Annotated in this window: 17 protein-coding genes; 11 read left to right on the top strand and 6 right to left on the bottom strand. The window is 58.4% G+C overall.

What is annotated here, in order from left to right:
• Positions 1-4 precede the first annotated feature (4 nt).
• The 4 genes from QYH43_RS22165 to lanM all read left to right on the top strand — a co-directional run bounded on the left by QYH43_RS22165 (position 5) and on the right by lanM (position 4,928).
• Positions 5-202, top strand: coding sequence for a YbdD/YjiX family protein (locus tag QYH43_RS22165; protein ID WP_003182142.1), 198 nt, complete (start codon positions 5-7; stop codon positions 200-202).
• A 122-nt stretch (positions 203-324) separates the two neighbouring features.
• The gene (gene yjiA / locus QYH43_RS22160; RefSeq protein ID WP_095057191.1) at positions 325-1,296 is read left to right on the top strand and encodes a GTPase; all 972 of its coding nucleotides are present in this window, start codon (positions 325-327) and stop codon (positions 1,294-1,296) included.
• A gap of 343 nt (positions 1,297-1,639) precedes the next feature.
• Positions 1,640-1,792: a hypothetical protein gene (locus tag QYH43_RS22155; RefSeq protein ID WP_177408783.1), complete on the top strand. Its 153-nt coding sequence runs from the start codon at positions 1,640-1,642 to the stop codon at positions 1,790-1,792.
• 55 nt (positions 1,793-1,847) lie between these two features.
• Complete coding sequence (gene lanM / locus QYH43_RS22150) at positions 1,848-4,928, top strand: type 2 lanthipeptide synthetase LanM (RefSeq protein WP_301158099.1); 3,081 nt, start codon at positions 1,848-1,850, stop codon at positions 4,926-4,928.
• 113 nt (positions 4,929-5,041) lie between these two features.
• Here the strand turns inward: lanM and glyA are convergent, their stop codons facing one another.
• Positions 5,042-6,295: a serine hydroxymethyltransferase gene (glyA, locus tag QYH43_RS22145; protein ID WP_301158095.1), complete on the bottom strand. Its 1,254-nt coding sequence runs from the start codon at positions 6,293-6,295 to the stop codon at positions 5,042-5,044.
• 225 nt (positions 6,296-6,520) lie between these two features.
• Positions 6,521-10,369 carry an EAL domain-containing protein gene (locus QYH43_RS22140; protein ID WP_301158094.1) on the bottom strand — a complete coding sequence of 1,283 codons (3,849 nt, stop codon included), beginning with the start codon at positions 10,367-10,369 and terminating at the stop codon, positions 6,521-6,523.
• Positions 10,370-10,658: 289 nt separating this feature from the next.
• On the opposite strand from QYH43_RS22140, the gene ettA reads away from it, so the two are divergent.
• Together ettA and gdhA are read left to right on the top strand one after the other, a co-directional pair.
• Complete coding sequence (gene ettA, locus QYH43_RS22135) at positions 10,659-12,323, top strand: energy-dependent translational throttle protein EttA (RefSeq protein ID WP_095057187.1); 1,665 nt, start codon at positions 10,659-10,661, stop codon at positions 12,321-12,323.
• Between the two features lie 368 nt (positions 12,324-12,691).
• Entirely contained in the window at positions 12,692-14,029 is a 1,338-nt protein-coding gene (gene gdhA / locus QYH43_RS22130; RefSeq protein WP_301158093.1) for an NADP-specific glutamate dehydrogenase, read from the top strand.
• On the opposite strand, the gene QYH43_RS22125 is transcribed toward gdhA, so the two are convergent.
• The 3 genes from QYH43_RS22125 to QYH43_RS22115 all read right to left on the bottom strand — a co-directional run bounded on the left by QYH43_RS22125 (position 14,026) and on the right by QYH43_RS22115 (position 17,205).
• Entirely contained in the window at positions 14,026-14,520 is a 495-nt protein-coding gene (locus QYH43_RS22125) for a GreA/GreB family elongation factor (RefSeq protein WP_301158092.1), read from the bottom strand. The genes gdhA and QYH43_RS22125 overlap by 4 nt on opposite strands.
• Positions 14,521-14,628: 108 nt before the next feature.
• Entirely contained in the window at positions 14,629-16,482 is a 1,854-nt protein-coding gene (locus QYH43_RS22120) for a DUF4105 domain-containing protein (RefSeq protein ID WP_301158091.1), read from the bottom strand.
• A gap of 234 nt (positions 16,483-16,716) precedes the next feature.
• Positions 16,717-17,205 (bottom strand): DUF3015 domain-containing protein, encoded by a 489-nt coding sequence (locus tag QYH43_RS22115; RefSeq protein WP_095057182.1) that lies wholly within the window; start codon positions 17,203-17,205, stop codon positions 16,717-16,719.
• A 276-nt stretch (positions 17,206-17,481) separates the two neighbouring features.
• Between QYH43_RS22115 and QYH43_RS22110 the strand changes: the two genes are divergently transcribed.
• Positions 17,482-19,920: a Lon protease family protein gene (locus QYH43_RS22110; RefSeq protein ID WP_095057181.1), complete on the top strand. Its 2,439-nt coding sequence runs from the start codon at positions 17,482-17,484 to the stop codon at positions 19,918-19,920.
• Positions 19,921-20,233: 313 nt separating this feature from the next.
• Positions 20,234-20,575, top strand: coding sequence for a hypothetical protein (locus tag QYH43_RS22105; RefSeq protein WP_095057180.1), 342 nt, complete (start codon positions 20,234-20,236; stop codon positions 20,573-20,575).
• Positions 20,576-20,581: 6 nt separating this feature from the next.
• On the opposite strand, the gene QYH43_RS22100 is transcribed toward QYH43_RS22105, so the two are convergent.
• Complete coding sequence (locus QYH43_RS22100; RefSeq protein ID WP_301158090.1) at positions 20,582-22,411, bottom strand: hypothetical protein; 1,830 nt, start codon at positions 22,409-22,411, stop codon at positions 20,582-20,584.
• Between the two features lie 171 nt (positions 22,412-22,582).
• Here QYH43_RS22100 and QYH43_RS22095 point away from each other — a divergent pair, with 171 nt between their 5' ends.
• The 3 genes from QYH43_RS22095 (at position 22,583) to QYH43_RS22085 (ending at position 24,317) form a co-directional block, all read left to right on the top strand.
• Positions 22,583-23,071: a TIGR00645 family protein gene (locus QYH43_RS22095; protein ID WP_007970904.1), complete on the top strand. Its 489-nt coding sequence runs from the start codon at positions 22,583-22,585 to the stop codon at positions 23,069-23,071.
• 216 nt (positions 23,072-23,287) lie between these two features.
• On the top strand, positions 23,288-23,578 hold the full coding sequence (locus QYH43_RS22090; protein ID WP_095057178.1) for a DUF6482 family protein: 291 nt from the start codon (positions 23,288-23,290) through the stop codon (positions 23,576-23,578).
• A 121-nt stretch (positions 23,579-23,699) separates the two neighbouring features.
• Entirely contained in the window at positions 23,700-24,317 is a 618-nt protein-coding gene (locus QYH43_RS22085; protein WP_301158089.1) for an FKBP-type peptidyl-prolyl cis-trans isomerase, read from the top strand.
• Positions 24,318-24,390: the final 73 nt, after the last annotated feature.

Here is a 24,390-nt window from a genome sequence, read left to right as displayed (position 1 = left end):
CACCATGTTCAATGACCTGAGTCGCCTCGGTAAATACCTCGGTCAGGCTGCGCGCCTGATGGTCGGCATGCCCGACTACGACAACTACGTCGAGCATATGCAGACCAAGCACCCGGACAAACCGATGATGGATTACGAAGCGTTCTTCCGCGAACGTCAGGAAGCGCGTTACGGTGGCAAGGGTGGGCCCAAGTGCTGTTGAAACAAGGCACTTAGGCAACAATCATCTCTGTAGGAGCCGGCTTGCTGGCGATGGCGTTCTGGAAATCGCCATCGCCAGCAAGCCGGCTCCTACAGTTTTTTCTGCACCTTGGAGACCTTATTGTGTCAGCGCCTATTCCAGTCACAATCCTCAGCGGCTTCCTCGGCGCTGGCAAAACCACCTTGCTGCGCCATCTGCTCAAAGCCGAGCACGGCCTGAAAATCGCCGTGATCGAGAACGAATTCAGTGACGCCGGTATCGACACCCAACTGTTGGGCGACGAGCCGGTACAAGTGATGACGCTGTCCAACGGCTGCGTCTGCTGCACCATTCACACCGACCTGACCAAAGCCTTGTACCTGCTGCTCGAGCGCCTCGACAGCGGCGACATCGCCTTCGACCGCCTGGTGATCGAATGCACCGGCCTGGCCGACCCGGCCCCGGTGGCACAGACCTTCTTCATCGACGAGGAACTGCGTGAGCGCTACATCCTCGACGGCATCATTACATTGGTCGACGCCGCGCACGCCGACGTTCACCTGACCCAGACCATCGCCCAGGCGCAGATCGGTTTCGCCGACCGCTTGCTGGTGAGCAAACGTGATCTGGTCGACGAGCCAACCTTCACCGCATTGAGCGAGCGCCTGACCCGGATCAACCGCCGTGCACCGATCCGCGTGGTCGACCACGGCAAGATCGATTTGGCTGAGTTGCTCGACGTGCGCGGTTTCAACCTCAATGCCGACCTCGGAGGCGGCGTGAGTTTGCGTCCGGTCAGCCAGGGCCCCTCCATCGATCGTATTTCCAGCCTGGTGCTGCGCACCGAAAAGCCGCTGGATATCGACAAGCTCAGCGAGTTCATGAACGAACTGCTCGAGGAGCATGGCAAGCAATTGCTGCGCTACAAAGGTGTGCTGAGCATCCTGGGCGAACCACGCCGCATGGTGTTCCAGGGTGTGCTCAAACTATACGGTTTCGACTGGGACACCGAGTGGGCAGAGGGCGAGGCACGTGAAAGCGTGATCGTGTTCATCGCCGATGATTTGCCGGAAGAAAAAATTCGTGAAGGGTTTGCGCGAGTTGCCGCGGATTAAGTAAGCACGAACCCAATGTAATTCAAATAATTGATATCAAGCGCCCGCCTTAAGCGGGCGTTTTTTATGGGGGTATTTCTGTTCTCTATCTTTTGTTTGATGCTTTTGCTTTTTTGTAAGGGTTGATGTGGGGGTTAGTGTAGGCAGGGTTGGTTTTATTGATATTCGGGTGGTGTGGTTGCATTAAGTGTTGCATTAGATTGAATGAGGGTTTTAATCTGTTTTTGATTGTGCTGGCTGGGCTATTTACATTCGGTTTTAAATGATGGGCTGTACGGATCTTTAGTGAGTGGTAAGTTTGCTGGTGCCAACTAAGGCAATTATTTTTGTCAGGAGAAATACCATGCAAGAGCAAATTATGGATCTGTCCGGTGAGCTGGATTCCGAGTTCGAAGCCTATGTAAGTGCTGGCCAGGCTGACGTCGGTGGTGAAACCATGTGCACCAATATGTCGTGCGGGACCCTGAGTTGCACCGTTCTCGGCTGCGGCTGCTGACCTAACCTGAATACAGGGCCGGTTTTTCCGGCCCTGTCTATTTCGAGTGCTAGCGATGTTGACGGATACTCTGAGTTTCAAACAGCGAAAAACCGGGAGTGTTGCAAACGCTCCAGATCATGAGGCGATGCGCAAGACAATTGATCTTCTACACAAAGATGATAAAGGCGTTCTGCGTTACTTTGGGGTTGATCGGCAAGCATTACTGAATGGGTCTGCATTTTTATCGTTGATGGAATGTGAAGGTGATGATTGTTTGCAAACGAGGCATGAGCAGAATATTGGAGTTCTTGCATCGTTACCTTTTGAAGCTAAAGTAAGTGATTGCGACGATTTCGGTGTCTTTTGTGCTCGTTGGTATAATTATCTGAAACATGTTTTTGAAAGCGATCTAAAATATACGCGAACTTGTGAATGGATTAATGCCGAGTCATTTCTGCCCAGCCTTCGCACGAGCATAATCTCCAGTATCAACTATCTATCCGAGAAGTCGCTGGTTCACCAATTGAACAGCCGGATCGCCGAAAGCCCTGATCTTGATCTGCAGGCGTTCAATCGAGAATTCGCAGGTGAGGCGCTGGCGCCGTTCCTGTCTGCCTACCCGGTGTTGACCGATCTGCTGTTTCAGCGGATCGACGACACGGTGGCTTACCTTTACAAGGTCATCGATCACTTCAGCACCAATATCGAGCGGCTCGGTGCGGCTTTCCCGCTGACCGGCAGACGCATCGATTCAATCGTCCTGGGGCTGGGCGACTCCCACGCCAACGGCGAAACGGTCTGCTTCGTTCAGGTCGGCGATCAATCACTGGTGTACAAGCCCCGCAGCAACCGAGAAGCGCTGTTTTACGGTGTACTGCTTGAAAAATTGCACACCAGTAGCGGTCACGTGTGTTTTGACATTTATTCCCCTGTGATGGTCTCGCTGGACGATCACTGCTGGATCGAAAAGCTCGAAAACCGCGCGTGCGAAAGCGTTGGGGACCTGGCGCTTTTCTTTCAGCGACTGGGTGCTCAGGTTGCGTTGATCCATGCCTTGAACGGCATCGACTTTCACTACGAAAACATCATTGCCTGTGGCAGCAGCCCGGTCATGATCGATCTGGAGTGCCTGTTCACCGCGGCCATGATTGATGTGAGGACGCCACTGGCCACTAGCCGCGCGCTGTTCAAAACCATCAAGCTCAATGCACAGTCGGTTTTTTCCAGTGGCTTCGTGCCTTACACCCCGGATGCCGACAATGACTACAGCGGCCTGAGCCGGCAGCGACACTTCACGGGCAAGAGGAAGCAGTTGGTTCGCGAACAACGCTTCTATCGTTTGAAACCTGTTGAGTTCGAGAGCCACCCAATCATCCGACACTTGCCGATTCTCGATGGCGAGACGCACTCGGTCGCCGGTCACCAAGACGCATTTTTCCTTGGTTTTGACCGTGCTTACGATGAATTGGTGAAGCGTCGGGAAGCCGTGCTTGAGTTGTACGCACAGCATGCCGCCACCCTGAAAACCCGCGTCCTGATCAAAAACACCCAGCGTTATGCCGACTTCATCGCGATGATGCTTCACCCGCGGTTTACTCAGTGCCGCCTCCAGCAGCAATTGCTGTTGGCGACGCTGTGGTCGGACCTGCCAGAGACACTCAACGATTATCAAATTCCCCGGCATGAAATCAGAGATCTGGAGAAGGCCGACATCCCTTGTTTCACCCTGCCTTTATTGTCCAGCCACTTGATCAATGCCCACGGCGAGGTGGTCGCTCCAATGGCGATCGAGCGTCCGTTCGACAGTTGTCGCCGCAAGCTGGAGAGCCTTTCGACCAGCGATAAAGCCTTCCAGCGGCATGTATTGCAAATGTGCCTGTTTCCCGTGGCCAATGAAGCGTTGCCGATGAACCGGGAGCATCATCTCAAAGCCGTGCCGGACCTGAGCTCCCGGCAGTACCTGGACGGTGCGATGAGCATTGCCGAGATCATCACAAAGATGCGCATTGACGGTGAGGAGGGCGATGCTGGCTGGCGGTTCATGGACACGCATCCACGCACGAACCGGCACTTCCTTTCGCCTATGGGATGCGGCCTGTACAACGGCATGGGTGGCCTGGCGATTTTTTACTTGAGCCTGTACCGCGCCACCGGCACAACCCGGTACCTGGAGGATGCCGAACGCATTCTTTGCGCAATGGCCAAGTCCCACGGGCATTTTTCCAGTGAGCTGACGGTCAGTGCCTATTTCGGCCTGACCTCCTATGTGTATGTGCTGGTCAATTACCAACTCATGACCGGCCGCCAGACCTATCAGGCAAAGGTCGACGAGTTATTGAGCAAACTGGTAGATGTTCCACACATCGCCGATGACTTCGATTTCATTCATGGCTGGTGCGGGGCGGTGACCGTACTGGTGAACCTCTATCAACTTGAACGGCGTGAAACTTTGCGCCCCCTGATCGAGCGGTTCTCGCAATCCATTCAATCGGCGGTAACGCTGGAAAACGGATTGTTGCTGTTCAAGACCACAGGCAAGCCGCTGTGGACCGGTTTTTCCCACGGTATTTCCGGCGCGCTGTATGCGTTGGGCAAGGTCTGGGGGGTGACCCGCGATCCGCTGCTGGCGCAATTGATAGCGCAATGGGTGCGCGCCGAAAATCGCCTCACCGTCGAGGGGTACTGGCTTGATTTGCGTGAAATCGCCAAGTCCTCGTCCACCATCAAGTGGTGTCATGGCGACGCCGGTATTCTGATTACCCGACGCTGGTTGATCCGGACGATGGGGGAAGCGCTAGACGCCGAAACCAGGGCCTTGCTAGAGCAGGACGCCGAACGTTGTGAACGCCATCTTTGGGAGCAGGGGCTAGGGTCGGGTTACAGCCTGTGTCACGGTGATTTCGGCAATCTGATGTGCTTGCTGAATCTGTATCGCGACACGGATAACGCGCAGGGCATTGCAAGGGTCAAGCGTGCACTCTCTCAAGTCGCGCATAACTTCTTCAATGAAAACTTCCTGGAGGAGCGCAACGTCCCCGACCTGGGCTTGATGCTGGGGATTACCGGCGTCGGTCAGGCCCTGTTGCAGGCGGTGGATAGTACGTTGCCCGATGTGTTGTCCATGGCGTTTGCAGCGCCAATAGCCGTGGCTTGAGGGTTCTGCTGTGCGCCACAGTAGCGACGTCGTTTCCTCTCGAGGCGTTTAAAGGGCGAAAAAAAACCGGCCATCTCTGGCCGGTTTTTCAAGACTGCGATTTAGCGGGCTGATTAAGCGCCGTACACCGGCAGCTTCTTGCAGATGGTCTTGACCTTCTCACGAACGGCATCGATTACCGCTTCGTTGTTCAGATCAGCCAGGATGTCGCAGATCCAGCCGGCCAGTTCCTTGCACTCTGCTTCCTTGAAGCCACGAGTGGTCACAGCCGGGGTGCCGAAGCGCAGGCCGGAGGTGACGAACGGGGAGCGTGGGTCGTTTGGCACGGAGTTCTTGTTCACGGTGATGAACGCTTTGCCCAGTGCGGCGTCGGCGTCTTTACCGGAGATTTCCTGCTTGATCAGCGACAGCAGGAACAGGTGGTTTTCAGTACCGCCGGACACCACGTCGAAACCGCGCTCGATGAACACGCCAGCCATGGCCTTGGCGTTTTTCACCACTTGTTGCTGGTAAGTCTTGAACTCAGGCTGCAGCGCTTCCTTGAAGCAGATCGCCTTGGCCGCGATCACGTGTTCCAGCGGGCCACCCTGGGCGCCCGGGAATACCGCGGAGTTCAGCTTCTTCTCGATGTCGGCGTTGGCGCGAGCCAGGATCAGGCCGCCACGTGGACCGCGCAGGGTCTTGTGGGTGGTGGTGGTCACGACGTCAGCGAACGGAACCGGGTTCGGGTAGACGCCAGCGGCGACCAGACCGGCCACGTGGGCCATGTCGACGAACAGGTAAGCGCCAACCTTGTCAGCGATTGCGCGGAAGCGTGGGAAGTCGAGGATCTGCGAGTAGGCAGAGAAACCGGCCACGATCATTTTTGGCTTGTTCTCTACCGCCAGGCGCTCGACTTCGTCGTAGTCGATCAGGCCGTTGGCGTCGATGCCGTACTGGATGGCGTTGTACAGCTTGCCCGAAGACGAAACGCTGGCGCCGTGGGTCAGGTGACCGCCGTGGGCCAGGCTCATGCCCAGGATGGTGTCACCGGCCGACAGCAGGGCCAGGTAAACGGCGCTGTTGGCTTGCGAACCGGCGTGCGGCTGAACGTTGGCGTAGTCGGCGCCGAACAGCTCTTTGGCGCGATCGATAGCCAGCTGCTCGACGATGTCTACGTACTCGCAACCACCGTAGTAGCGCTTGCCTGGGTAGCCTTCGGCGTACTTGTTGGTCAGTACCGAGCCTTGAGCTTCCATCACCGCAGGGCTGGTGTAGTTTTCCGAAGCGATCAGCTCAATGTGCTCTTCCTGGCGCTGAGCTTCTTGCTCCATGGCGGCAAAGAGATCGGCGTCGTACTTGGCAATAGTCAAATCACGGCTGAACATGGCGGTCCTCAAGGATCGGGGGCAGAAAAGGGGGGCATTCTACCCCAACGCGTTTTGGAAGGCATATGAAACGGCATCATGTCGCAGACAAGTGGCTTTCATGCGGGGATCAGCGGTGAATGTGGCGAGGGAGCTTGCTCCCGCTGGGCGGCGAAGCGGCCCTGAAATCTTGTGAACGCTGCGCACTCAAGCGGGAGCAAGCTCCCTCGCCACATTGATTGCGAATCAGTCGAGCATCAGGAGCGCATCACTGCTGAATTGCATTTCAAACTTGTTGGCCGGCATCGGGCGTCCGAACAAGTAGCCCTGCACCTCGTCACAGCCGTGCTCACGCAGGAAATCAAGCTGCTCCTGGGTTTCCACGCCTTCGGCGATCACCGCCAGGTTCAGGCTGTGGGCCATGGCGATAATGGCTCGGGCAATCTGCGCATCCTGCTCGCCGGACGGCAGGCCGTCGACGAAGGTGCGGTCGATCTTCAGCACGTCGATCGGGAACTGCTTGAGGTAGTTGAGTGATGAATAGCCGGTGCCGAAGTCATCAACCGCAATGCTCAGCCCGAGGTTTTTCAGACCGTCGAGGATCTGCATCGCCTCGCTGACTTCGCGCATCAGGATACTTTCGGTCAGTTCCAGCTCCAGGCACGCCGGCGGCAGGCCGGTTTCCTTGAGGATGGTGGCGATCCGCATGCCGAGCTGGCCATCGGAGAACTGCCGTGCCGAGATGTTCACCGACACCTTCGGTACGCGCACTTTGGCCTGGTGCCAGGACTTGAGCTGACGGCATGCTTCGCTGATCACCCAGTCACCGACATCCACCACCAGCCCGAGCTCTTCGAGCACCGGAATGAAATCCCCCGGCGGCACCAGCCCGCGTCGCGGATGGCGCCAGCGCAGCAGGGCTTCGGCGCCGGTCAGGTGTTTGCCGTCACCACTGAATTGCGGCTGGTAATACAGCACGAACTCGTTTTGCTCCAGGGCGTGGCGCAAGTCGCTTTCCAGCTCCAGCCGCTCCAGCGCGCTGGCATTCATGTCGGCCTGATAGAACTGGAAGTTGTTCTTGCCGCGCTCCTTGGCGTGGTACATCGCGGTGTCGGCGTTCTTCATCAGTTGACTGAGTTCGTTACCGTCCTGCGGGCTCAGGGCGATGCCGATACTGGCGGTAACGAAGAACTCGCGGCCTTCGAGCACGAAGGGTTTCACGAGGCTGGCGAGAATCTGTTCGGCCACATGAATCGCCCGGTTCAGGGCGATTTCACGGTTGGCCCGCGGTTGCAGGAGCAAGGTGAACTCGTCGCCCCCCATACGCGCCACGGTGTCGTCATCGTCGACGCAGCCAAGCAGGCGCGTGGCCATGTCCTTGAGCATGCGATCGCCCGCCGCGTGGCCGAGGGAGTCGTTGATCGGTTTGAAGCGGTCGAGGTCGAGGAACATCAACACGACCCACGACTTCTGGCGCTCGGCGGCTTGCAACGCGGTGTGCAAGCGATCCTGGAACAACGTACGGTTCGGCAGGTGGGTCAGGGCGTCGTAATAGGCGAGACGGTGAATGCGCTGCTCGCTGGCCTTGCGCTCGCTGATGTCGCTGAAGAAACACACGTAACTGGCCAGGTCGCCCTCGTCATCCAGGACGGCGGTGATGCCGACCCAGGCTGGATAGTGTTCGCCATTGCGACGGCGCAGCCACACTTCACCTTCCCAGGTGCTGTGCTGATTGAGTTGCTTGAGCACGTAACGCAGGTGGGCTTCCTGCTTTTCGTCGACGGTCAGCATGTTCGGCAACTGGTCGAGCACCTGCTCCACGGCGTAGCCGCTGACACGACTGAATGCTTCGTTAGCCTGCACGATGTAACCGGCGGGGTCGGTGATCAAAATCGCCGACGTCGAGTGCTCGAATACCGTGGCGGCCATGCGCAGGTCTTTTTCCGCCCGGCGTTGCTGGCTGATGTCGCGACCGACGCCGAGCACGCCTTCGAACGTGCCGTGTTCGTCCCAGACCAGCACCAACCGCAGTTCGATGGGAATCTTGCGCCCGTCGGCCCGCAGGCAGTCGAACAGGAACAGTTGGGTTTGCACCTGGCTGCGCAACAGGGCAAGTTGATCGGCCGAATCCAGCGCTTTGCTGACCCGGTCCATCAGGCTGTAGATGCCCGTCAACTGCTGCGGGTTGGCGATGGTCGATTGCCAGCCGTTCTGGAAAATCCACTCGGTGTCATAGCCCAGCACCGCTTGCACCGATGGGCTGACGTAGTTGAGTGCCAGCCGGCTGTCGGTGGAGAAAATCACGTCGCTGATGCTTTCGGCCAGCATCCGGTAGCGCTGCTCACTGTCGCGCAGGGATTCGCTGGCTTCGATCTGGTCGGTGATGTCCTTGGCCACGCCGATGATCCGCGTGACCTGATTGTCCTTGTCCCGTGCCAGCGCCTGCTCGCGAATCTCGAAACGTCGCCACCGACCATCCTGATGGCGGAAGCGCAACTGACATTGCATCAACTGACGGTAACCGGCCTGGCGCTGGGCTTGACGTGAGCGGTGGTAGTAATCGGCGTCTTCGGGGTGCAGCAGGATTTCCCAGAAGTACTCGCCCATCTGGTGCAATTCGGTGCGGTTGTAACCCAGCGTCTGGCCCAGGTGGTGGTTGCTGAAGATCATGCGCTGGCTGATCACGTCTTGCACATACAAGTGATCCGGGACAGTGCGCACGACGTCCGACCAGAATCCTTCACGTTCCAGCAGTGACAATTCGATGAGTTTGCGGCTGGTGATGTCGTTGATGCTCAGGATCACCGCGTTGTACTCGGCCTGATCCTCCGGCAGGCGCAACACCAGCCACAGGTGCTGATCCCGGCCATTGGCATTTTGCAGCTTGATTTCCAGCTCAAGCTGTTTCTGCTGGTTGAGCGCCGCTTCGAGCACTTGATTGCCGATGGCGGTGCCGTCGAGCGGGTTGCCATCGATCAGCAGCTTCCAGGCCTTGTCGGAGGAATCGACATTGAGCAATTGCAGCGCGACCTGGTTGACCTCGGTGATGCGCAGCTCCTGGAGTAATCGCTGGCGCTGCCCCGGCACGGCCAGCCATTCGTGCAACTGCTCGCTGCTCTGCAGCTGTGCCTTTTGGAAAGCGTTCTGCAGCCCGGACATATCCAGTACGCACAAGGCGACGCCAGTCCCTTCGAAAATATCCTGATAGCGGCGGCGGCCTTCATGCAACTGGCGTTGTCGGCGGCGCATGTTGAGCAGGGCGATGAACGGCAGCATGGAAAACGCCAGGCCCAGCAGGCATTTACCAATAAATGCCGGCAGCAGTTCTTCAAGTACGCGTTGTCGATCGAACAACCCGCGCAACTGCCAGTCGCTGCTGCTCAAGGGAACGGTCAGCACACTGTTGGCAACATCGTCTTCGGTCAGGGTGCCCGGGTTGACCGAAGGCATCGATTCATCGCGGCTGATGATCTGATGATTGATGCGGTTTTCCACCAGCCACAGCGGACGATCACTGGCTTGTGATTGCTTGGTCAATGATGAAAAGAACGTGGGTGTCAGGCGCAAGGCCCAGTAACCGCGGGAACTGCCGCTGGCCTGGTGCAACAGCAAATGCACCATCGAGCCATCGCTGGCGTTGCTGAAATAATGCGCCTGGGCATGACTGCGACGAACCAGTTCGGCCAGGTAGTCGGTGTCATCGTTGTTGATAGCGCTGTCGCTGATGACCTTGCCCGAGGGGCTGAGCAACGCCAGGCTGCGCAAGTCCGGCAAGGACTGTTGCAGCTTGCGCAACAGCGCCTGCAGTTCATCGGCGTCCTGCGGCTGTTCGATGATCGGTAGCAGGTTGAGCGCGATCTGGGCGTTTAGCGCCATGTTCAGGCTGACTTGAGCGGCCAGATCGGCGGTGTAATCGATGGTGTACTGGCGCTGGTTCTTCTGGGTTTCGCGCAGTTGATCAAACAACTGCCAGAACAGCAGTGCGAGCAGCAGCAAAACGAGAGTTGCCAGGGTACCTTTCAATGTCCCGCGCAGAGGGGAGCCGGGCGCGGTGGTCGGCGCACTGGAAGTCAGGGACGAAGGAACGTTGGACAAGCTGTCATCCTGCGGTTTGGCTGGACTGGCGCGACGTGCACTATAAGCCGGACGCCCGAAGGGCGGTTAGCATGCCTTGAGTTGTGGCGAAGTGCCAGCCCCTGTCCGTCGGCTGGACTGCCACTGGTCAATCAGGTAGCTTTGCCGGTTACGCGGGAGCGTTCCAGCTCCTAGACTCAGACTTTTTCAGCGCGCACGTATTGATAGCCTCAAGCGAGCGACGCGCACGGTCTGGCCGGGCATCCGCCTGCGCACCAATCATTCATCTGTCACTGACCCAAGGTTCTCCATGGCTCAATACGTATTCACCATGCATCGGCTGGGCAAAGTTGTTCCGCCGAAGCGGGAAATCCTGAAAAACATTTCTCTGTCTTTCTTCCCGGGCGCCAAGATCGGCGTTCTCGGCCTCAACGGTTCGGGTAAATCCACGCTGCTGAAAATCATGGCTGGCGTCGACACCGAGTTCGAGGGCGAAGCCCGTCCGATGCCGGAGCTGAACATCGGCTACCTGCCGCAAGAGCCACAACTGGATCCGACCAAGACCGTGCGTGAAGTGGTCGAGGAAGCGGTCAGCGTGATCAAGAACGCCCAGGCGCGCCTGGACGAGGTCTACGCGGCTTACGCTGAAGAAGACGCCGACTTCGACAAACTGGCTGCTGAACAGGCCAAGCTCGAAGCCATCCTGCAGGCCAGCGACGGTCACAACCTCGATCGTCAACTGGAAGTCGCCGCCGACGCGCTGCGTCTTCCGGCCTGGGATGCCAAGGTCGAATTCCTCTCCGGTGGTGAAAAGCGTCGTGTGGCCCTGTGCCGCTTGCTGCTGTCCGCACCGGACATGCTGCTGCTCGACGAACCAACCAACCACCTGGACGCCGACTCCGTTGCGTGGCTTGAGCATTTCCTGCACGACTTCCCGGGCACCGTGGTCGCGATCACGCACGACCGTTACTTCCTCGACAACGTCGCGGGCTGGATTCTGGAACTCGACCGCGGCGCGGGCATTCCTTACGAGGGCAACTATTCGGGTTGGCTCGAAGCCAAGTCCGATCGCCTGGCTGCCGAATCCAAGCAGCAGTCGGCTCACGAAAAGGCCATGAAGGAAGAACTGGAGTGGGTGCGCAAAGGCGCCAAGGCCCGCCAGTCGAAATCCAAGGCTCGTCTGCAACGCTTCGAAGAAATGCAATCGCAGGAATTCCAGAAGCGCAGCGAAACCAACGAGATCTACATCCCGGCCGGCCCACGCCTGGGCGACAAGGTCATCGAATTCAAGAACGTCTCCAAGGGCTACGGCGATCGCGTGCTGATCGACAACCTGTCGTTCTCCATGCCTAAAGGCGCCATCGTTGGCGTGATCGGCGGTAACGGTGCCGGTAAATCGACCCTGTTCCGCATGCTGATGGGCAAGGAACAACCGGATTCGGGCAGCATCGAAGTCGGCGAAACCGTGCAGCTGGCTTGCGTGGACCAGAGCCGCGAAGACCTGGACGGCAGCAAGACCGTGTTCCAGCAGATCTCCGACGGTTCGGACCAGATCCGCATCGGCAACTACGAGATCCCGTCGCGTACCTACGTCGGTCGCTTCAACTTCAAGGGCGGCGATCAGCAGAAGTTCGTCAAGGACCTGTCCGGTGGTGAGCGCGGTCGCTTGCACCTGGCCCTGACCCTGAAAGAGGGCGGCAACGTCCTGCTGCTCGACGAACCGTCCAACGACCTCGACGTTGAAACCCTGCGTTCCCTGGAAGAAGCCCTGCTGGACTTCCCGGGCGCCGCCATTGTGATCTCTCACGATCGGTGGTTCCTTGACCGTGTCGCGACGCACATCCTGGCGTACGAAGACGACTCGCAAGCAGTGTTCTTCGAAGGCAACTACACCGAGTACGAAGCCGACCGTAAAAAGCGCCTCGGCGAAGCCGCTGCACAGCCGCACCGTGTACGGCACAAGAAACTGGCCTGATTTCGGGTTGGTTGCATAGAAAGCGGAGCCTTCGGGCTTCGTTTTTTTTTGCGTTTTTTCAGTGAGACCGGGTTGGATTCATCGCTGGCAAGCCAGCTCCTACAGGTTTTGTGCAATGCCTCGATGGTGTGAGCAACCACAAAAATGTAGGAGCTGGCTTGCCAGCGATGACGGTGTAACTGTTGGTGCATGACTTGGATCTGATCTCCCTATTCAGGTGCAGTAATCTCCAAAAAACCGGTTAATTTATATCCAGCGCACCATTTAATTTCATAAATGCGACGTTCTGCGCTGTTCTTGTGCGTGAATCCTTTGTTACAGTCCGGCCAAATCTCCTCCAACGACAATAAATTTTCCGAGACATTTCCATGATCGAATCCGTCGAGTCCTTCCTTGCGCGCCTGAAAAAACGCGACCCGGACCAACCCGAGTTTCACCAGGCAGTCGAAGAAGTCCTGCGCAGCCTGTGGCCGTTTCTTGAAGCCAATCCGCATTACCTGACCTCGGGCATCCTGGAGCGCATCTGCGAGCCGGAGCGGGCGGTGGTGTTTCGGGTTTCCTGGGTCGACGATCAGGGCAAGGTCCAGGTCAATCGCGGCTTTCGCATCCAGATGAACAGCGCCATCGGCCCGTACAAGGGCGGCTTGCGTTTCCATCCGTCGGTGAACATGGGCGTGTTGAAATTCCTCGCCTTCGAGCAGACCTTCAAGAACTCCCTGACCTCGCTGCCGATGGGCGGCGGCAAGGGTGGTTCGGACTTCGATCCGAAGGGTAAGAGCGACGCGGAAGTCATGCGCTTCTGTCAGGCCTTCATGAGCGAGCTGTACCGTCACATCGGCGCGGACGTTGATGTACCGGCCGGTGACATCGGCGTCGGTGCCCGTGAAATCGGGTTCCTGTTCGGCCAGTACAAGCGCCTGAGCAACCAGTTCACCAGCGTGCTTACCGGCAAAGGCCCAAGCTACGGCGGCAGCCTGATTCGCCCGGAAGCCACCGGTTTTGGTTGCGTGTATTTCGCCGAAGAAATGCTCAAGCGTCGTGGCTTGGCGGTGGAAGGCAAGCGTGTGGCGATCTCCGGCTCCGGCAACGTTGCGCAATACGCGGCACGCAAGGTCATGGACCTGGGCGGCAAAGTGATTTCGCTGTCCGATTCCGAAGGCACGCTGTACTGCGAAAGCGGCTTGACCGAGGAACAATGGCTGGCCGTGCTGGAGTTGAAAAACGTACAGCGCGGGCGCATCCGTGAGCTGGCCAGCCGTTTTGGCCTGGAATTCCGCGCAGGTGAACTGCCGTGGAACCTGAGCTGCGACATCGCCTTGCCATGCGCCACGCAAAACGAACTGGATGCCGATGCTGCTCGCACCTTGCTGCGCAATGGCTGCATCTGTGTCGCAGAAGGCGCGAACATGCCGACCACGCTTGAGGCCGTCGACTTGTTCATCGAGGCGGACATTCTGTTCGCACCGGGCAAGGCGTCCAACGCCGGCGGCGTTGCGGTGAGCGGGCTGGAAATGTCGCAGAACGCCATGCGCCTGCTGTGGACCGGTGGTGAGGTGGACAGCAAGCTGCACGCGATCATGCAATCGATCCACCATGCTTGCGTGCACTACGGCGAAGAAAAAGGCCGGGTCAACTACGTCAAAGGCGCCAACATCGCCGGCTTCGTTAAAGTGGCCGATGCCATGTTGGCCCAAGGCGTGGTTTAAGCCGGTTCGATGCGGATCACTTCAATCAGTTGATCCCCGGCAGGGCGCTGCCACAGCACTTCATCATTGAGTTGTGCTCCCAGCAGTGCCCGACCCAGCGGCGAATCCCAATTGATCAGGTCATGGGCGGCATCGGCCTGATCCTCGCCCACCAGCTGCACCCGGCGCTCGGTGTCGTGTTCGTCGGCAAAGGTCACCCAGCTGCCGATCTGCACCTTCTCGGTCGAGGTCGCGGCTGGTACCACCTGCGCACTGCCCACGCGCTGTTTGAAGTAGCGCAAATCACGCTCCAGGTCGGCCAGACGCTGCTTGTCGGCTTGATCTCCCTTGGCCGATTGCTCGGCATGCAGGCTTTGCAGCTCGGCGACTTTACCCTGCAACAGGCTCAGGCCTTGCGGGGTGACGTAGTTGGGCTGCGCACTGACCTGCCGCTCGACGGGCTGATCGGCTTGTGCGGCGGCATTATCTTCATTGACGAAAGCACGGCTCATGGCTTCCTCCCGTAATAGAGGTTGGGCCATGTTCGCAGGCCTTTGGTTTCACTGAATGTCGCTTAAAAATCCAGAAGTGAAGATCAAAAGATCGCAGCCCAATGTCGATCAATAGTGATACCACTTCAGCTCAAGCATCACTTCGTTCTCGGGCGTGGCCCAATGGCTGAATTCGCGCTGTGCACTCAAGCGTAGCCCGAGGTTACGGGACAACTCCCACTGCTGATTCAGGCTCAAACTGCGGCGCACTTCGCCATTGGTGAAGAAGTCGCCCTTGGCCTCCAGACTGAGGTTGCCCAGCGGGTTTTTCCACAGCACGCCTGTGTTGAAACCCGCCGCCGGGGAAATGAATTCAGCGAAGTCATTGTTGTGCTCCACGCGCACGGTGCCCAGGGCGAAACCGAGCATGTCATCGGCCAATTGCCAGGTGCCGCCACCGCCGCCGTTGACGTGGCTGACCAGGTTTTCGTCATCATGTTTGCCCGGCACCCGCTCCAGGCCGCCGGTGACTTGCCAGGACCACGGTTGCAACAACTCATTGCGCGGGGTCAGCGAGCGGATGGTTGCCAGGTCCAGTTGCTGGACCTGCCAGTCATTGCCTTCGTATTGGCGCAGTTTCAGTTGCAGGATTTCGATCTGCGCGCCGAGGGGAAAGCTTTCGGCGTTGTCATTGAGGTCGTGGTAGGCCATGCGCAGGCCATATTCCCCGAAGGCTTTGTCGCCGCGCGTGCCGACGCCGAGTTGCCAGGTCCTGGACTCATGACCGTCTTCGGGCAGGCCGGGTTGCGGGATGTCCAGCTCCGGCGCCGGGTTCTGGTTGATCGCCCGCAGCAATTCGAAACTGCGCTGGGCGCGTTGCGGATCGCGTTCCTGACCGTTGGCGCGGTAACGCTCCAGGCGATAAGACGCATCGATGATCAGCGCCTGACGGTCGCGGGGCTGCGCTTTGAATTCCGGTGTTTGCAGTTGCTTCTGGTCAGCGCTGACTTTCAGCACCCACTGTTGCTCTTCATCAGACAACGGCTCGGCACGGCTGAGCAGTTCACGCTCCCGCGACGGACGATACTCGATGGATTCCACCAGCCCGGCGTCTTTCACCGCTTTGACGGTGTCGGTGGGAATCGCCGTGATCGGGAATTGTTCCGTCAGGCGCAGGCCCGGGCGTGCCACTTGCAGCAGTTCGAGCAGGCGATAGGAGCAGTTTTCGTCGAAGAAGAAGTAGTCGAATTTGATCTGCTTGAGTTCCCAGACGTGCTCGACCATGCGCGCGGTTTCTTGCTGGGTCAGGTTCAGTCGGTATTCCCACAGGTCGCGGTTTTCGAGGCTGCGGTATTCCGAGAGTTTTTCCTGATAGGGCACCAGCGCGAACAAACCGGGATAGCCGCCCATCAAGCCTTTCCACGCGTAAAGAATGCTGTTGTCCGAGCCTTCGATGTAAGCGCCGAAGTTGATCGCGTAACTGAGCAGTGAGGTCTTGTCGCTTTGCACATCGGCCTGGTCGATGCGCAGCAGGGTGTGACCGAACATCGAGGATGGACTGTTCAAATAGGCCGCCGGGAAGATCATCACCGCGCTGTGGGGCGAGACGTCCTTGAACCACTGCTTGAACTCGGCGCAGTCCGGCGCCGGCAAGTCGGTCAGATTGAGTTGCGTTTTCACCCAGCGGGTGCGGGCCGGGTAAACGCATTGCGCATGCTGTTCGCCCTTGCTGACGGGGGCGTAGAGCGCCTGCACCGTGGCGGCCAGTTCATGGTCGGGATGCTCATTGCCATCGGCAGCGAGGAAAAATTTCGGGTCGCTGACATAACTGCGCCAGCCACCGAGCTTGGCGGTTTCGTAATGGCCCAGGGATATCCAGAAGGGGTCGTTGGCCAGTTGCTGCAAACGTTGAGGGTCGATCTGAGGCGCGGCGGACAGCGGGGCGCAGACACACAGCGCCAGCCAGGCAAGGCGTTTGAGCATAAATGGCAACTTAAGTCGAAAAGAAACAAAGACCCGGCGCGGTGGGAGACGTTGGTCTTGTAGGCGCTGGCTTGCCAGCGATGGTCGTTAACGATAACGCGTGTCGTCTGAATAAACACAGCGCCTTTGAAAACATCGCTGGCAAGCCAGCTCCTACAGACTGCGGCGTTACCCAAAGGGGATCACGTCCAAAAAACAAAACCCGCTTCCCGAAAGAAGCGGGGCGGATCGAGCTTAAGCCTGGGTGGCGTACTTGGCCAGTCGAGGGTCGTTCTTCAGAACGGCCAGTGTGTTGGTATGCACATCTTCCGCCGTCACATCAGCCTTGCTGAAGATCTGCTGGAAGTGCTCGTGAGTCACCGCGGCGAAATGCGCACGGTCTTCCGGCGCCACGCCCAGTACCACGGCATAAGTGGTCAGCGCTTCGCCTTGGCCTTTGGCCATGTCTTCGGACAGCTCGTTCATCATGCCATTCATGGCAAACCAGGATTTGCCGCCATAAGTCAGCGACGAGTTGGTTGCACAACCGTTGGTACCGGACGTCATACCGAAGGTTGCGTTGCCGGAAGTGCCGTTGGTGGTGGATGCCAGGAAGTGAGCCGGAGTACCACGCTGACCTTCGAACAGCATGTTGCCCCAACCGCAATCCGGGCCGCCTGGTGCTTGTGCCATAGCGTTGATGGATACAGCGGTGAAAAGAGTACCGAGAAGAATCCGTTTCATAGCTTTGTTCTCTTTATGTGCATACCAATGGACAAAGTCTGGCCCGTACTGGTGCCAGTGGGCCGGTCATTAGTCCAGCCGCGCAGCTTGGAGTTTAGGCACGATCACGAGGTTCCGTGATTTTTTGCATAACATTCGTTGGAAACTGTGATTTTCGCCCGCTCTGCCTGGGGATATCGGCTTGTCTTTGCTCTGGCCTGCGGCGCTTCTTGCCAGTCGGGTGCGGGCAGCGCCAGAATGCTGCCATCTGCCCCGCCTGATTGTTAAGGAAGCCCGATGCCTGATCCTGTTGCTGCCAGCTTGCGTCTAGCGCCCGAAGCGCTGACCCGTCCGTTTTCCGCTGAACAGTTCAGCTTCTCTACCACCAATGATCTGGAGCCCTTTCGCGGTGTGCTTGGCCAGGAACGTGCGGTCGAAGCCTTGCAGTTCGGTGTGGCCATGCCACGCCCCGGTTACAACGTGTTCGTCATGGGCGAGCCCGGCACCGGCAGGTTCTCGTTCGTCAAACGCTACCTGAAAGCTGAAGGCAAACGTCTGCAGACCCCAGCAGACTGGGTCTACGTCAATAACTTCGATGAACCGCGTGAGCCGCGCGCCCTGGAGTTGCCGTCGGGCACCGCCGGTGCTTTCATCGGCGACATCAACGGGTTGATCGACAACCTGCTGGCGACGTTTCCGGCGGTGTTCGAGCACCCGTCCTATCAACAGAAGAAAAGCGCCATCGACCGCGCTTTCAACCAGCGCTACGACAAAGCACTGGACGTGATCGAACGCCTGGCCCTGGAAAAGGACGTCGCGCTCTACCGCGACGCCAGCAACATCGCATTCACGCCGATGAGCGACGGCAAGGCACTGGACGAGGCGGAATTCGCCCAGTTGCCGGAAGCCCTTCGCGAGCGCTTCCACGACGATATTTCGACGCTGGAAGAGCGCTTGAATGAAGAGCTCGCCAGCCTGCCGCAGTGGAAGCGCGAGTCGAGCAATCAATTGCGTCACCTCAACGAAGAAACCATCACCCTGGCCTTGCAGCCGTTGTTGTCGCCGTTGTCCGAGAAGTATGCCGAGAACGCAGCCGTGTGCGGCTACCTGCAAGCGATGCAGGTGTACTTGCTCAAGACCGTGGTCGAGCAACTGGTGGACGACAGCAAAACCGACGCTGTTGCACGCAAAATGCTGGAAGAGCAATACGCACCGAGCCTGGTGGTCGGTCACTCGTCCAGTGGTGGTGCGCCGGTGGTTTTCGAACCGCACCCAACCTACGAAAACCTGTTCGGCCGCATCGAATACAGCACTGACCAGGGCGCGATGTACACCACCTACCGCCAGCTGCGGCCGGGTGCGCTGCACCGGGCCAACGGCGGGTTCCTGATTCTTGAAGCGGAAAAAATGCTCAGCGAGCCATTCGTATGGGACGCGCTGAAACGTGCCCTGCAATCGCGCAAACTGAAAATGGAATCGCCACTGGGCGAACTGGGTCGTCTGGCCACCGTGACCCTCACGCCGCAGCACATTCCGTTGCAGGTCAAGGTCGTCATCATCGGTGCCCGCCAGCTCTATTACACGCTGCAAGACCTCGATCCGGACTTCCAGGAGATGTTCCGCGTCCTGGTGGATTTCGACGAAGACATCCCGATGGTCGACGAGAGCCTGGAGCAGTTCGCCCAGCTGCTCAAAACCCGAACGTCCGAAGAAGGCATGGCGCCGCTGACTGCCGATGCCGTGGCGCGTCTGGCGACGTACAGCGCGCGTCTGGCGGAACATCAAGGACGTTTGTCGGCGCGTATCGGCGACCTGTTTCAGCTGGTCAGCGAGGCGGATTTCATCCGTCACCTGGCCGGGGATGAAATGACCGACGCCGGGCACATCGAACGTGCGCTCAAGGCCAAGGCCACCCGCACCGGACGCGTGTCTGCGCGGATTCTCGATGACATGCTCGCCGGTATCATCCTGATCGACACCGATGGCGCGGCGGTCGGCAAGTGCAACGGTTTGACGGTACTGGAAGTCGGCGACTCGGCCTTCGGTGTACCGGCGCGGATTTCCGCCACGGTTTATCCGGGCGGCAGCGGCATCGTCGACATCGAGCGTGAAGTCAACCTCGGTCAGCCGATCCACTCCAAAGGCGTGATGATCCTCACCGGATATCTGGGCAGCCGTTACGCCCAGGAATTCCCGCTGGCGATATCCGCGAGCATCGCGCTGGAGCAGTCCTACGGTTATGTCGATGGCGACAGTGCGTCCCTCGGTGAGGCATGCACACTGATTTCAGCGCTGTCGAAAACCCCGCTCAAACAGTGCTTTGCCATCACCGGTTCGATCAACCAGTTCGGTGAAGTGCAGGCAGTGGGCGGCGTGAACGAGAAGATCGAAGGGTTCTTCCGCCTCTGTGAGGCCCGCGGGCTGACCGGTGAGCAAGGGGCGATCATCCCTCAGGCCAACGTCGCAACGCTGATGCTCGACGAGAAAGTGCTGGCGGCAGTGCGTGCGGGGCAGTTCCATGTCTACGCCGTGCGTCAGGCCGACGAAGCCCTCAGCCTGTTGGTCGGCGAGCCGGCCGGCACGCCGGACGAGAACGGCGAGTTTCCTGAAGGCAGCGTGAACGCGCGAGTGGTTGAGCGCCTGCGGGTTATCGCGGAAATGATCAGCGAAGAAGACCTGAAGGAAGCCGAGAAAGACGCCGCACTGGAAGCCTTGGTCGAAGCCAAACCGGCTTGAGGCAGTACTTGAACCGTTGAACTGTGGGAGCAAGCTTGCTCGCGAAGACGGACTGACATTCACCTCTGTGGTGACTGAAACTCCGCCATCGCGAGCAGGCGCGCTCCCACATTTTTTTTGTATGAAAGTGTGAAAAAGCGCCGTCGAAATGACGTCAATATTCACACTGTGACCGCTCGGCGCCTTCTGGTCTTGTTGGGCGTCCGCGGCAGACTTTTCTTCTATTCTCAGCTCAGGGATGTCGACAGTAATCACTGGATCGAAACAGCCTTCCCGTGGGGGCTGAATAACCGCTCTACCGAGGGTCGCCGCCATGTCGCGCAACCTCTGCCTCACCCGTCAATGCCTGGGCCTTGTGACCCGTATCGAGTGCGCCGTCCGCCCATTGGCGGGGGACACGGGCATGTGGACCTTGCTGTTCGCTGCCGGAATGGCCGGTGAACAACCTTCGGCCATCAAAGCCCAAGGCCCGTTTCATGGCCCGTTTGTGGCCGAATCCATTCTCGACACCATCGTAGAAAGCCTGACCCTGCACGGTTACGAACTGGCTGACGATCCACAAATCTGGTGCCTGCACCTGCAAGCCCAGCTGCGTGAAATCAACGGCGGCCGCTGCCGCAATCTGGGTGGCTTCGAGTTTCGCCCCGAGCATTGAGTCGCACTATTGATCAAGGCGAGACATGTCGGCCTGGTCGAGTTTGACCTCATAACCATATTGCACGGTGGTGAGGTCAGTGCGTTGATAGGTTTCCAGGCGCGTTGGCTGGCCGTAGAAATAATGCACGGCAAACAGCGCCGGACCTTGTGCGCTGGCTTCATGGTTGACCGATAGAATTTCCTTCAAGTAATGACCGCTGTCGTCCTTGGCGAAAAAACGCCAGTCCTGGGCGGGAAACGCCTTCAGATCGACCACCAGTGCATTGCCTTTGAGCTCCAACCCTTTGGGTAATTGATGAGCATCGACGGTTTTTTTGTCGACCGTGGCCAGGAACAGGGGCATGGAGCCCACTGCATAGGCCGGTGCTTGTGGGAACAGGTTCAGGTCGTAGGTGATGGTCCCGCGCAAGGGATCGATCTGATAAGCCTGCGACGGCAACTCAATCGGCTCGTCCCGTTTACCGTGACTGTCTTCGGTAAAAAAACTCACCGGACTTTCACCGGGGCTGAACGAGGTGCCGAGCAGTTCATCATTGAAACTGCGCAGGTGACTGAACTCGATGCGTGCAGCGCTGGGGTCGTCGACCGACTGGGTGATACTGACGCCTTTCTTCAGTTGCTCCTCACTCAACGTGGCCCCTTTGAGCCAGGTCGGCGCCTGGTCGTCATACACCACGACGGACAGGTCCAGCGGCTGGAGGGTTTTTGCCGTGGTGCTGGCTTCGAAATGCCGGACCGGCAGATTCAGGTCTTTGCGGGTCACGGTGGCGGTGGAAAAGTCGAGCAGGCTGACTTCGAGGGTTTCGATTGTTCCGTTGAAGTACACCTTGGAATAGTGCCGCGCTTGCTGCTTCTCAAAGGTGCGCTGTTCTTCGTTGAGCTGCTTTTCCAGGGCCGGGCTCCAGCTCTTCTGCTGCTGCATTTTCGCGAGTTGTTGTTGATAGAAGGCAATTTGCGTGGCGGTTTCGTTGATCGAGCCGGCGCGTGTGATGAATTGGCCAGTGCTGTCCCTCGCCTGGACAATCAACGGGTTCAGCGGTGTTTCGCTGACTTCCGACGCCAGCGGCAGGCTGTTGTTGTATTCGATTTCTGCGTAGTTGTTGGTGAGCTTCAGCAAGGTGACGCTCAGGTTGTCATTGGTGTGCGTCTGCCCGACATCCTTTTTCGTCAGGTCGAAACTGTAGAGCCGGCGCGGTGCAATGACCTCGACTTTACCCTGCAGGCTCACCGGTTGCGGCTGCTGCTGTTTGTCGACGTCGAGACCGTCGATGAAGGGGTAGGCCACGGTCAGGTCATCGGGGTTGGTCAGGTTGGAACTCGACGGGCTCAGCTGAATGCCGGGATCGGTTTCCGACCATTCCGGCTGGAACGGGATCACCCGTTTGTTGCTCAGGGTGACCGATTGCCATTCCAGCCCGTGGGGAAACAGAAACGCGGCGGGAATACCGAATGTAAAAGGGAACACCGGTTGCAGGTCGATCAGGTAGTCGGAGCTGGAGTCTTTTTGCAGCACGAACAAGCCGTTGATATAGGTGTCGACCAAGGCTTGTGGCGTGGGGTAATGCTTGAGAATGGCAAGCACGTCTTCGCCGTAATCGGTTTCCGCCGGTTTGGTGTCGAGTTTGAGTTGTGCGCGTTCAAGCAGCAGCAGCGATCCGCCCAGCTCCGCCACGGCGTCCTTGAGTTTCGGGTCCGTAATGGTATCCAGCGACTGCTCGAACTGCGCCGTTTTTTCTTCGAGGCTGACCTGGCGCTTTTCATCGCTGGGTGAGCAGCCACTTAGCAGCAGCGCCAGGCAAATACCGGCACTCGTTAAAGGCAATCGCACATCCATTTCCAGTCTTCCTGTCGGATACCGCTGGGCGGTCAATGATTTGGACACTAGCAGAAAAACGTTGATACACCGGCGCAGGTGACGGATTTTTCGATAGTTTCTGGCAGCTTCTGGCTATTGACAGGGGGCTGGTATACTCGCGGCGATTTCCAGACCAACATGTGAGATTCAATGGAACGCTTTATCGAAAATGCGATGTACGCCTCGCGCTGGCTGCTGGCGCCGATCTATTTCGGCCTGTCCCTCGGGTTGCTGGCGCTGGCGCTGAAATTCTTCCAGGAAGTTTTCCACGTCATTCCCAATGTCTTCTCGATGGCCGAATCGGATCTGATCCTGGTGCTGCTGTCGCTGATCGACATGGCGCTGGTGGGCGGCTTGCTGGTGATGGTGATGATTTCCGGTTACGAGAACTTCGTCTCCCAGCTGGATATCGACGACAGCAAGGAGAAGCTCAACTGGCTGGGCACCATGGACTCGTCATCGTTGAAGATGAAAGTGGCCGCGTCGATCGTGGCGATTTCGTCCATTCACCTGCTGCGCATCTTCATGGATGCCAAGAACGTCGATCCCGAGCATTTGCAGTGGTACGTGATTATCCACATGACCTTCGTGGTATCGGCATTTGCCATGGGTTATCTGGATAAAGTCACCAAGCACTGATCCGGACCAGCTCCCTTGTGGCGAGGGAGCTTGCTCCCGCTGGATTGCGTAGCGATCCCGCTTTTATTGGGGCCGCTGCGCAGCCCTGCGCGAGCAAGCTCGCTCGCCACAAAATACCCCGATAACAGATAAATGGTCTGTCCAGAGACTTGTACTTTGCCGCCCCGAGGCATATCCCTGTAGGGGTAATGGCTCGTCACTGCGGGAGGTGCGTCCATGAACCTGCAAGAGTTGAATGCTTATGCCATCGCCGGGAAGGTCGATGAGCTGAACCTGATCTCGATGGAGGGAGGCATCTACCTGCTGGAGGCGCGGATGCACGGTGCGGCGTATCCATTGAGCGATACACACGGCCACATGATGAGCCTGCGTTCAGTGGAGCATGCACGTGATGTTCTGCGATCCTTTCCCAAGTTGCATTTCAACCTGGTGCATACCGTGGTTCATGACGAGATGTGCGGGTTGGTTGTCGATGTCGAGGAAAACCTGAAGGTGCCGATCGCCTGACGTCCCTCATCAACGCCATGACAACTGTGCTAGTCTGCTGGCCCTTTTGGTTCCGGGCGCTCCGGGACGCGCTGTGCACGCACGGCATGTCTCCGGGCCGTCCGCACAGCGGAGCAGTGTCATGTCCGAAGTAAATCTGTCCACCGACGAAACGCGCGTCAGCTACGGTATCGGCCGTCAGCTGGGCGACCAACTGCGCGACAACCCGCCACCGGGCGTTAGCCTGGACGCAATCCTGGCAGGCCTGACCGACGCGTTCGCCGATCTGCCAAGCCGTGTTGGTCAGGAAGAAATGTCCGCCAGCTTCAAAGTGATCCGCGAAATCATGCAAGCCGAAGCTGCAGCCAAGGCTGAAGCGGCCGCTGGCGAAGGCTTGGCCTTCCTGGCTGAAAACGCCAAGCGTGATGGCATCACCACCCTGGCTTCCGGCCTGCAGTTCGAAGTTCTGGCTGCCGGTGAAGGCGCCAAGCCATCCCGAGAAGACACCGTGCGTACTCACTACCACGGCACGCTGATCGACGGCACTGTGTTCGACAGCTCCTACGAGCGCGGCCAGCCTGCAGAATTCCCGGTTGGCGGCGTGATCGCCGGCTGGACCGAAGCCCTGCAACTGATGAACGCCGGCAGCAAATGGCGTCTGTACGTGCCGAGCGAACTGGCTTATGGCGCTCAAGGCGTTGGCGGCATTCCACCGCACAGCGTACTGGTGTTTGACGTCGAGCTGCTCGACGTTCTGTAAGACCCGGCCTGTCTGCATGACTGGCTGATGTGGGAGCCAGCCTGCTGGCGATAGGGGCGACCGGTTTTTTCTT

The organism is Pseudomonas sp. C32, from assembly GCF_030417915.1.
Classification (GTDB): domain Bacteria; phylum Pseudomonadota; class Gammaproteobacteria; order Pseudomonadales; family Pseudomonadaceae; genus Aquipseudomonas.
The sequence above is the reverse complement of the archived record's forward strand: the minus strand, read 5'-3'. Positions and strand labels throughout refer to the sequence as shown.

Coding starts and splice junctions, on each gene's coding strand:
- QYH43_RS22165 (WP_003182142.1), top strand. CDS start 5: ATGTTCAATGACCTGAGTCGCCTCGGTAAATACCTCGGTCAGGCTGCG.
- QYH43_RS22155 (WP_177408783.1), top strand. CDS start 1,640: ATGCAAGAGCAAATTATGGATCTGTCCGGTGAGCTGGATTCCGAGTTC.
- lanM (WP_301158099.1), top strand. CDS start 1,848: ATGTTGACGGATACTCTGAGTTTCAAACAGCGAAAAACCGGGAGTGTT.
- glyA (WP_301158095.1), bottom strand. CDS start 6,295: ATGTTCAGCCGTGATTTGACTATTGCCAAGTACGACGCCGATCTCTTT.
- ettA (WP_095057187.1), top strand. CDS start 10,659: ATGGCTCAATACGTATTCACCATGCATCGGCTGGGCAAAGTTGTTCCG.
- gdhA (WP_301158093.1), top strand. CDS start 12,692: ATGATCGAATCCGTCGAGTCCTTCCTTGCGCGCCTGAAAAAACGCGAC.
- QYH43_RS22125 (WP_301158092.1), bottom strand. CDS start 14,520: ATGAGCCGTGCTTTCGTCAATGAAGATAATGCCGCCGCACAAGCCGAT.
- QYH43_RS22120 (WP_301158091.1), bottom strand. CDS start 16,482: ATGCTCAAACGCCTTGCCTGGCTGGCGCTGTGTGTCTGCGCCCCGCTG.
- QYH43_RS22115 (WP_095057182.1), bottom strand. CDS start 17,205: ATGAAACGGATTCTTCTCGGTACTCTTTTCACCGCTGTATCCATCAAC.
- QYH43_RS22110 (WP_095057181.1), top strand. CDS start 17,482: ATGCCTGATCCTGTTGCTGCCAGCTTGCGTCTAGCGCCCGAAGCGCTG.
- QYH43_RS22105 (WP_095057180.1), top strand. CDS start 20,234: ATGTCGCGCAACCTCTGCCTCACCCGTCAATGCCTGGGCCTTGTGACC.
- QYH43_RS22100 (WP_301158090.1), bottom strand. CDS start 22,411: ATGGATGTGCGATTGCCTTTAACGAGTGCCGGTATTTGCCTGGCGCTG.
- QYH43_RS22095 (WP_007970904.1), top strand. CDS start 22,583: ATGGAACGCTTTATCGAAAATGCGATGTACGCCTCGCGCTGGCTGCTG.
- QYH43_RS22090 (WP_095057178.1), top strand. CDS start 23,288: ATGAACCTGCAAGAGTTGAATGCTTATGCCATCGCCGGGAAGGTCGAT.
- QYH43_RS22085 (WP_301158089.1), top strand. CDS start 23,700: ATGTCCGAAGTAAATCTGTCCACCGACGAAACGCGCGTCAGCTACGGT.